At 71.1% G+C, this 7,844-nt stretch carries 9 protein-coding genes; 7 read left to right on the forward strand and 2 right to left on the reverse strand.

All coding sequences use genetic code 11. The features are described 5' to 3' along the window. The first annotated feature begins 29 nt into the window (after positions 1 to 29). The 3 genes from H293_RS0102270 to H293_RS0102280 all read left to right on the forward strand — a co-directional run bounded on the left by H293_RS0102270 (position 30) and on the right by H293_RS0102280 (position 2,594). Positions 30 to 860 carry a helix-turn-helix domain-containing protein gene (locus H293_RS0102270; RefSeq protein WP_028807472.1) on the forward strand — a complete coding sequence of 277 codons (831 nt, stop codon included), beginning with the start codon at positions 30 to 32 and terminating at the stop codon, positions 858 to 860. After that, positions 842 to 1,033, forward strand: coding sequence for a DUF397 domain-containing protein (locus H293_RS0102275; RefSeq protein ID WP_020116261.1), 192 nt, complete (start codon positions 842 to 844; stop codon positions 1,031 to 1,033). The genes H293_RS0102270 and H293_RS0102275 overlap by 19 nt, the downstream gene beginning before the upstream one ends. Before the next feature lie 79 nt (positions 1,034 to 1,112). Beyond that, complete coding sequence (locus H293_RS0102280; RefSeq protein WP_020116262.1) at positions 1,113 to 2,594, forward strand: alpha/beta hydrolase; 1,482 nt, start codon at positions 1,113 to 1,115, stop codon at positions 2,592 to 2,594. On the opposite strand, the gene H293_RS0102285 is transcribed toward H293_RS0102280, so the two are convergent. After that, positions 2,582 to 3,703 carry an abortive infection protein gene (locus H293_RS0102285; protein WP_020116263.1) on the reverse strand — a complete coding sequence of 374 codons (1,122 nt, stop codon included), beginning with the start codon at positions 3,701 to 3,703 and terminating at the stop codon, positions 2,582 to 2,584. The genes H293_RS0102280 and H293_RS0102285 overlap by 13 nt on opposite strands. 87 nt (positions 3,704 to 3,790) lie before the next feature. Between H293_RS0102285 and bla the strand changes: the two genes are divergently transcribed. Next, positions 3,791 to 4,723, forward strand: coding sequence for a class A beta-lactamase (gene bla / locus H293_RS0102290; protein ID WP_020116264.1), 933 nt, complete (start codon positions 3,791 to 3,793; stop codon positions 4,721 to 4,723). 4 nt (positions 4,724 to 4,727) lie between these two features. Here the strand turns inward: bla and H293_RS0102295 are convergent, their stop codons facing one another. Beyond that, positions 4,728 to 5,174 carry a protein-tyrosine phosphatase family protein gene (locus H293_RS0102295; RefSeq protein WP_020116265.1) on the reverse strand — a complete coding sequence of 149 codons (447 nt, stop codon included), beginning with the start codon at positions 5,172 to 5,174 and terminating at the stop codon, positions 4,728 to 4,730. Positions 5,175 to 5,234: 60 nt separating this feature from the next. Between H293_RS0102295 and H293_RS0102300 the strand changes: the two genes are divergently transcribed. The 3 genes from H293_RS0102300 (at position 5,235) to H293_RS0102310 (ending at position 7,723) form a co-directional block, all read left to right on the forward strand. Then, positions 5,235 to 5,762 carry a SigE family RNA polymerase sigma factor gene (locus H293_RS0102300; RefSeq protein ID WP_020116266.1) on the forward strand — a complete coding sequence of 176 codons (528 nt, stop codon included), beginning with the start codon at positions 5,235 to 5,237 and terminating at the stop codon, positions 5,760 to 5,762. Beyond that, on the forward strand, positions 5,759 to 6,688 hold the full coding sequence (locus H293_RS0102305; protein WP_020116267.1) for a hypothetical protein: 930 nt from the start codon (positions 5,759 to 5,761) through the stop codon (positions 6,686 to 6,688). Before H293_RS0102300 ends, H293_RS0102305 begins: the two co-directional genes overlap by 4 nt. Before the next feature lie 99 nt (positions 6,689 to 6,787). Next, positions 6,788 to 7,723 (forward strand): dihydrodipicolinate synthase family protein, encoded by a 936-nt coding sequence (locus tag H293_RS0102310; RefSeq protein ID WP_020116268.1) that lies wholly within the window; start codon positions 6,788 to 6,790, stop codon positions 7,721 to 7,723. Positions 7,724 to 7,844 lie beyond the last annotated feature (121 nt).

The following is a 7,844-nucleotide window of genomic DNA, read 5'->3' on the forward strand; positions in this document are numbered from 1 at the left end:
AAGTGCAAAGCTGAACAAGGGGGTTGGCCATGGCCAATGGTTCACGGCAGGCGGCATGGGAGTTCTTCGGAACGGAACTGCGGCGGCAGCGGGAGGAGGTCGGGATGACCCAGGCTGAGCTGGGGTCACGCGTCTTCGTCTCCGGCGCTTATATCGGGCAGTTCGAGCAGGCCTTTCGAAAACCGCAGCTGGATATCTCCCAGAGGATCGACGCGGTTCTACAAACCGACGGTATCTTCGAGCGGTTGTGCAGGAAGCTCATCGATGACAAGCGGTATGCGGATTACTTCGCGCAGGCGGCGGAGTTGGAAGGGTTGGCGAGGACCGTCTGGGACTTCGAGCCAACGGTTGTACCGGGCCTTCTGCAAACACCGGCATACGCGCGAGCCCTCGTGCTGGCGACACACCCGCTCGCCACGGACGAGCTCATCGCCGACAGGGTCGCTGCCCGTATGGAGCGGTCCCAGCTCCTCAAGGACGCCACAAGGCCGATGTACTGCGTGATCGTGCACGAGACCGTGCTCCGCGTCCCCGTCGGTGGGCCCGAGATCGCGGCTCAGGCAATGGAGCACATGGTCGCCATGGCCGAGGAACGCAAGGTGCTGCTGCAGGTGCTGCCGTTCTCGGCCGGAGCCTCCGCGTACAACGGCTCGCTCAGGCTCATGGAGTTCGACGACGCCCCTCCGACCGCCTATACAGAGACGTCGTTTTCGGGGAACCTCCTTGACGGTCCGCCAGTGGTGAAGCAGGCACACCGAGCTTACGATCTGCTCAGGGGTGCCGCGTTGTCGCCGAAGGCGTCCCTTGCCCTGATCCGATCGGCAGCTGAGGACTTCAGACGATGCACGAGTACGACCTGAGCAACGCCCACTGGCGCAGCAGCAGCTACAGCAACGGCGACGGTGGCAACTGCGTAGAGGTCGCCGACACGCCCGACCTCGTCCCCGTCCGTGACTCCAAGCTCGGCGCAGACAGCCCCGTCCTCCGCTTCCCCACCGACACCTGGACCCACTTCCTCGGGCTCCTTAAGTAGTCCCCCGGGGGTAAACCCCCCTGGTGATACGGCAGTTGACCGGATGGGGTCGGGCCGCTCACTCCGCGAAGCTCCTCGCATGAAGCAGATGATGAAGAGCCTCGCCCTGATCGCCGCCGCCTCCGGCGTCGTCTTCGGGGCCCTGACCCCGCTGTCCGCCTCCGCCGACTCCCGCACCCCGGCACTCAAATGGACCAAGTGCGAGGGCAGCGGCCTCGATCCGCGCCAGCGGTGCGCGACCGTCTCCGTGCCCATGGACTACGCCGACCCGGACGGCCCGAAGATCGAGATCGCCGTCTCCCGTATCCGCAGCGAGAATCCGGAAGCCCGGCGCGGTGCCCTGCTGCTGATTCCCGGCGGGCCCGGCGGCGACAGCATGAACGACCCGTCGGGCAAGGGGCAGAGGCTGCCGCGGAAGGTGCGGGACGCCTACGACCTGATCGGCTTCGCGCCGCGCGGGATGGCGCCCTCGACTGCCGTCGACTGCGGGCTCGAACACCGGGACCTGGCCCGCACGGCCCTGTTGCCCTGGCCCGCCGCGGACGGCTCGGTCGACGCGAACATGGCCGCTGGGAAGCGGGTCTCCGAGGCCTGCGCGCGCAACGGCGGCGAGCTGATCCGGCACATCAGCACCCTGAACGAGGCCCGTGACCTCGACCGTGTGCGGGCCGCGCTCGGCGAGCGCAAGGTCTCCGCGTGGGGCGTGTCGTACGGCACCTACGTCACCGACGCCTACCTCCAGTTGTTCCCGGGGCGCACCGACCGTGTCGTCCTGGACAGCAACGACAACCCGGACCCCGTCCTCGCCGAGCGTGCCTGGCTCGCCGCGTTCGAGCGGGGCGCCGAGGACAACTTCCCGGAGTTCGCCAAGTGGGCTTCCGCGCCCGGCAACCCGGACCGTCTCGCCGACACGGCCGCCGAGGTCCGGCCCCTGTTCCTGAAGCTCGCCGCCCGCCTCGACCGCGAGCCGATCCCCTGGCCGTGCGCCAACCCCGAGGAGCTGAACGGCAACGTCCTGCGCCAGTCGATGCTCGACTCCTTCTACGACCCGGACGACTATCCGGCCCTCGCCAAGTTGGTCCTCGCCGCCGAGAAGGGCACGGTGCCGCCCGCCCCGGCGGGACCGCCCGAGGCCGTCCTCCAGAACGTCACCGCGGTCGCCGCCGCCACCATCTGCAACGACGTGGACTGGCCGAGCGACCCTGAGGTGTACCGCGAGGGCGTGGCCAAGAGCCGTGCCGAGTTCCCGCTGACCGGGGGCATGCCGCGGAACGCGATGGCGTGCCCCTCCTGGCCGTGGGAGCCGAAGGAGGCGCCGGTGCACGTCTCCGGCCAGGGTCCGTCCAACATCCTGATGGTGCAGAACGAAAGGGATCCCGCCACCCCGCTCAGCGGTGCCCTCAAGCTCCGTGAGGCGCTCGGCCGGCGTGCCGTGATGGTCACCAACGACTCCACCGGCCATGACGCCTACCTCGACAACGGCACCGCGTGCGGCGACGCGGCCGTGTCCCGCTTCCTGGCCACCGGCAAGCGGCCCGCCAAGGACCTCTACTGCGGATGAGCGCACCGTCCGTACCGGCGGGCCAGCGCGTGGAACGCCTCCTTCGGTTCCCAGTGCCAGTCCGAACGCGGGTCGTCCGGGCGGTCCCTGATCGCCTTGGCGATGCCGTAGCTCGCCATGTCGAGGTCGTGGCGCGGGTCGCCGGGGCGGTGCGGGGCGTCGGCGGTGAGGAACTCGAAGGCCATCGCCGCGTAGAGACCCATCGACTCGAAGACGTCGAGGAGCTGGGTGAGATACACGGCCTGGGTGTGCTCGCTGCGGACGACGTTCCCCTTGATCTCCGGCGGGTCCTTGTCGTAGTCGACGATGTCCCAGCCCATGCCGCCCGCCTCGGGGGCGCCGACGAAGGTGCAGGTGCCGAACTCGGTGATGGCGACGGGCTTGCCCCAGCGCAGGTACTGCCTCAACTCACGTACGTAGTCCCGTGGTTGACGGAAGTACGAGTAGTAGTCGATGCCGACCACGTCGAACAGGTTCCAGTCGACCTCGTCGTCCTGGGCGGCGGCGTAGCTGAGGCGGCCGTGGAAGACCGAGCGGCCCACCTTGGCCGCCCTCGCGGTGAAGCGGTCCAGCTCGCGCTGCATCCTCACCGGGTCGAAATGGCCCTTCATGCGGTTCTCGACCCGCTCCAGGACCGTGTCCCCCGGCAGGATCCCCGGCACGAACAGCCAGAACTCGCAGCCCACGCTGAGTTCGACGCTCGCGCCCTGCCGGCGCAGCCGCTCCGCGAACCGGCCGCACTCCGCCAGGTGGTCGAGGATGTCCCGCTGCGGGACGTCGCCGAGGGTCGGCTGGAGCCAGACGTGCAGTCCGCGTTCGGCCGCCTCGGCGGCGGTGGCGGTGAGGCGTTCGACGCCGTCGCCGGTGACGTCGACGGTGTCGACGTGCAGGTCGTCGCGGATGGCCCGGATGTCGCCGCGCATCCGGGCGGCGTTCCAGGCGGTGGCGGGGGTCTCCCCCTCGCCGACGGTGTAGACGACGCCGTGGCGCCTGAGCCCGTGCTGCCGGGCGCCCGCTTCCGCGCGGGCCGCCGGCAGGAGCAGCGCGGCCCCGGCCCCTGCGGCTCCCGCCAGGAACTGCGCGCGGTTGATCCCCGTTGTCTTCTCCATGCCGCCACTGTGTCGGCCACGGGCGGTCCTGTCCGTCCCTCGATGGTCTACGGCGGCGCAACCAAGGGATGACCACCCGCGTCGATCATGGAAGAGATCGGTCTCTGTCCCCCAACGAAGGAGAGCAAGATCTTAGGCTCCGGAAAACCGTCTCGCCGCACCCTCCTGGCCGCCGGCTCGGCCGCCTTACTGACCGGCGCGACCGCCACGACCGCGTCCGCCGCCGAACACGACGTCACCGCCCGGCTGCGCGCGCTGGAGAAGCGGTACGACGCCCGGCTCGGCGTCTTCGCCCACCACGTCACGACCGGGCGGTCCGTCCGCCACCGCGCCGACGAGCTCTTCCCGATGTGCTCCGTGTTCAAGGCCCTCGCGGCCGCCGCCGTCCTGCGCGACCTGGACCGCGACGGCGAGGTGCTGGCCCGCCGCATCCATTACACCGAGGCCGACCTGGTGATCCCGGGCTCCGACCGGACGGCGGCACACCTCGCCGAGGGCATGACCATCGCCGAGCTCGCCGACGTCGCCATCACCTACAGCGACAACACGGCCGGCAACCTCCTGCTGCGCGAACTCGGCGGCCCCACCGCGATCACCCGCTTCGCCCGCTCCCTCGGCGACCGGGTCACCCGCCTCGACCGCTGGGAACCCGAGCTCAACACCGCCGAGCCGTGGCGGCGCACGGACACGACGAGCCCGTACGCCATCGGCCGCACCTACGGCCGGCTGGTCCTCGGCGACGCGCTGAACCGGCGGGACCGGCGGCTGCTCACGCACTGGCTGCTCAACAACACGACCAGCGTCAACCGCTTCCACGCGGGCCTGCCCAAGTCATGGACCATCGCCGACAAGACGGGCAGCGGCTCCTACGGCACCGCCAACGACGTGGGCGTCACCTGGACCGACGCCGGCGACCCGATCGTCCTGTCGGTGCTGTCGACGATGCCCGCGCAGGATGCCGTGCGGGACGACGCCCTGGTCGCCGACGCGGCCGCGGTGGTCGCCGACGCGCTGGGCTGACCGCTCAGAACCGCCGGACGTACCGCCGCTGCCACGGGGTCTCCACCGCCCGCGGGTGGTAGTGCTCGCGCACGTAGGCGACCGCCTCCCGCGGGGGCACGCCGTCCAGAACCGCCAGACAGGCCAGGGCCGTTCCTGTGCGGCCCCGGCCACCGCCGCAGGCGATCTCGACCCGTTCGGCGACCGACCGTTCCCAGGCGTCGACGAGGACGTCACGGGCCTCCCCGCGGTCCGCCGGCAGCCGGAAGTCCGGCCAGCGGACCCAGCGGGAGGCCCAGGGGACCTCCGGCGGGCCGTCGCCGAGCAGATAGACGCCGTACGACGGTGTCGGCGCCGCCGGGTCCAGCGCGTACCGCAGGCCGCGGCCCCGCACCAGGCGTCCGGACGGCAGCCGCAGCACGCCCGGGTCGTGTTCGTCCCACCCCTTCACGATCCCATTCGAACCCGTCATCGACGCTCGGGCAACCGAATCGGCCCCCCTCGTGGTCTGGTGGGCGAGGGAGGGTGCCAGATGCAGGCCGAACAAGAGGACCGGTTCCAGGAATTCGTCAGAGCCAGGTGGTCGCACCTCGTGCGGACCGCCTATCTGCTCACCGGCGACGCGCATCACGCCGAGGACCTGACGCAGACGGCGCTGGCGAAGGCGTACCGCTCCTGGCGGCGCGTGTCGGGCAGCGACAACCCGGAGGCGTATGTCCGGCGGATGCTGGTCACCTGCAACAGCGACCGCTTCCGCAAGCGGCGCGTGAAGGAGTCGTTGACCGACGCGCCGCCGGAGCGGGCGGGCCGCGACGAGGCCGTGGCCCGGGTCGACGAACGCGGGGTGCTGATGGCCGCCCTGGCCCAACTGCCGCCCAGGCAGCGGGCCGTGGTCGTCATGCGCTACTGGGAGGACCTGTCGGAGGCGGAGGCCGCCGAGGTGCTCGGCTGCTCACAGGGCACGGTCAAGAGCCAGGCGTCCAAGGCGCTGGCGAAGTTGCGTACGTATCCGGGGCTCGCGCAGGTCATGGACCGCACCCCGCAGGGAGGCACGAAATGAGTGAGGAAGAGGAGCGGGACTTCGAGGAGCGGGACTTCGAGGAGCAACTGCGGGATCTGCTCTCCGAGGACGCGTACGCGATCCGGCCCTCGCCGGTGCCGTATCCGCAGATCCGCCGCCAGGGCGTGGTCGAGCGGCGTCGGCGGGTGGCGGTGGCCGGGGCGGTCCTGGTGACGCTGGCCGCGGTGCCGGTGGGGGCGTTCGCGGTGGGCGGCGGCGGGACGGGCACGGCCGACACGGCGACGACACCCACGGCCTCGGCGAGCGCCACGCCGACACCGACCCCGTCCCCCACGCCCAGCGGGCCCGCGGGGCCGGCCACGGCGGGGCAGCTCCGGGACGGGATCACGCTGGAACAGGCAGCGGACGGGCTCGACAAGTGCCTCGCCTGGGACCGGGACCGGGTGGCCCACGGCGGCATCGCCTCCACGGACCTCGGCAAGGCCGACGAGTACCGGATCATCCTCGCGCTGAACAGCACCGGTGACTCCAACTCGCCCGGTGACGGCATGTTCGTGGTCGCCGTGAAGGAGAAGCCGAAGGAGACCCGGCTGATCTGCAACATCAAGGACGGCGAGGCCTCCGGACTCAACACCGGCGTCGGCAGCGACCGGCAGCCGGACTCGCCGCCCGTGCTGGCCGACATCAACGGCAACAAGCTCTACCAGCAGTCCTTCATGGACAAGGGCCACTGGAAACTGCCGTTCAGCTGGGGCTTCATCGGCACGGTCGAACCGACGGTGGCCAAGGTGACCGTCTCCTACGGCGGCGCCGACAGGGAGGCGGTCCTCGACCATGGCTGGTTCGTCGCCTCCGGCACCCTGACCGAACAGGTCACCAGGAACCCGCACATCAAGGGCTACGACCAGGGCGGCAAGCTGATCTACGACTCCGACGAGGACACGACGTACCAGCAGGTGCAGTAGCAGGACGGACGGCTCGGGGCAGGGGGGCGCCGTACAGGGGTCGGCGCCCCCCTCACCCTTTGAGGGAAGATCAGTGGAGGCCGATCCCGAGGAGCCCCGATGATCCTTCCCGCCCCGCTGACCGGAGTCGTCCCGCCCGTCTGCACGCCCCTGACACCGGACCGCGAGGTGGACGTCCCCTCGCTGCTCAGGCTCGTCGACCATCTGGTCGCGGGCGGGGTGCACGGCCTGTTCGTCCTCGGTACGACGTCCGAGGCGGCCTTTCTGACCGACGCCCAGCGCAGACTCGTGGTGGAGACGGTGACCGGGCACGTCGGGGGCCGACTGCCCGTACTGGCCGGGGTGATCGACATGACCACGGCCCGGGTCCTGGACCATGTGCGGGCCGTCACGGCGGCCGGCGCCGACGCGGTCGTCGTCACGGCGCCCTTCTACACGAGCACCCATCCGCGGGAGATCGCCCGCCACTACCGGCTGGTCGCGGCCGGCAGCCCGGTCCCGGTCATCGCGTACGACCTGCCGAGCGGTGTCCACACCAAGCTCCCCGCGGACGTGGTCCTGGACCTGGCGGCCGAGGGCGTGCTGGCCGGTCTCAAGGACTCCAGCGGCGACCTCGCCGGCTTCCGCGCGGTCGTCTCCGGCGCCCGCGCCCACCCCGGCATCACCGGCTTCAGCGCGCTGACCGGCTCCGAACTCATCATCGACGCGGCCCTCGCGGTCGGCGCGGACGGGGCGGTGCCCGGTCTCGCCAACGTCGACCCCGAGGGGTACGTCCGTCTCGACCGCCTGTGCCGCACGGGCGACCTGGACGCGGCCCGGGCCGAACAGGAGCGGCTGTGTGCCCTGTTCGGCATGGTGGGCGTGGGCGACCCGGCCCGCATGGGCGCGTCCTCGTCGGCGCTGGGCGCGTTCAAGGCGGCCCTGCATCTGCGGGGCGTGATCGACTGCCCGCTGACGGCGGAACCGCAGGTGCCGTTGTCGCCGACGGAGATCGAGCGGGTGGGCGCGCGCCTGGCCGCGGCCGGGCTCCTCTGAGCCCTACCGGCTCTCGGGCGTCACAATCCCGACCCATAGACCGGAGCGTGATCAACCACCCGCCGACGGCGGAACCGCAGGTGCCATTGCCGACGACGGACGTCGAGCAGGTGGGCGCCGT

This window comes from Streptomyces canus 299MFChir4.1, from assembly GCF_000383615.1.
Classification (GTDB): domain Bacteria; phylum Actinomycetota; class Actinomycetes; order Streptomycetales; family Streptomycetaceae; genus Streptomyces; species Streptomyces canus_C.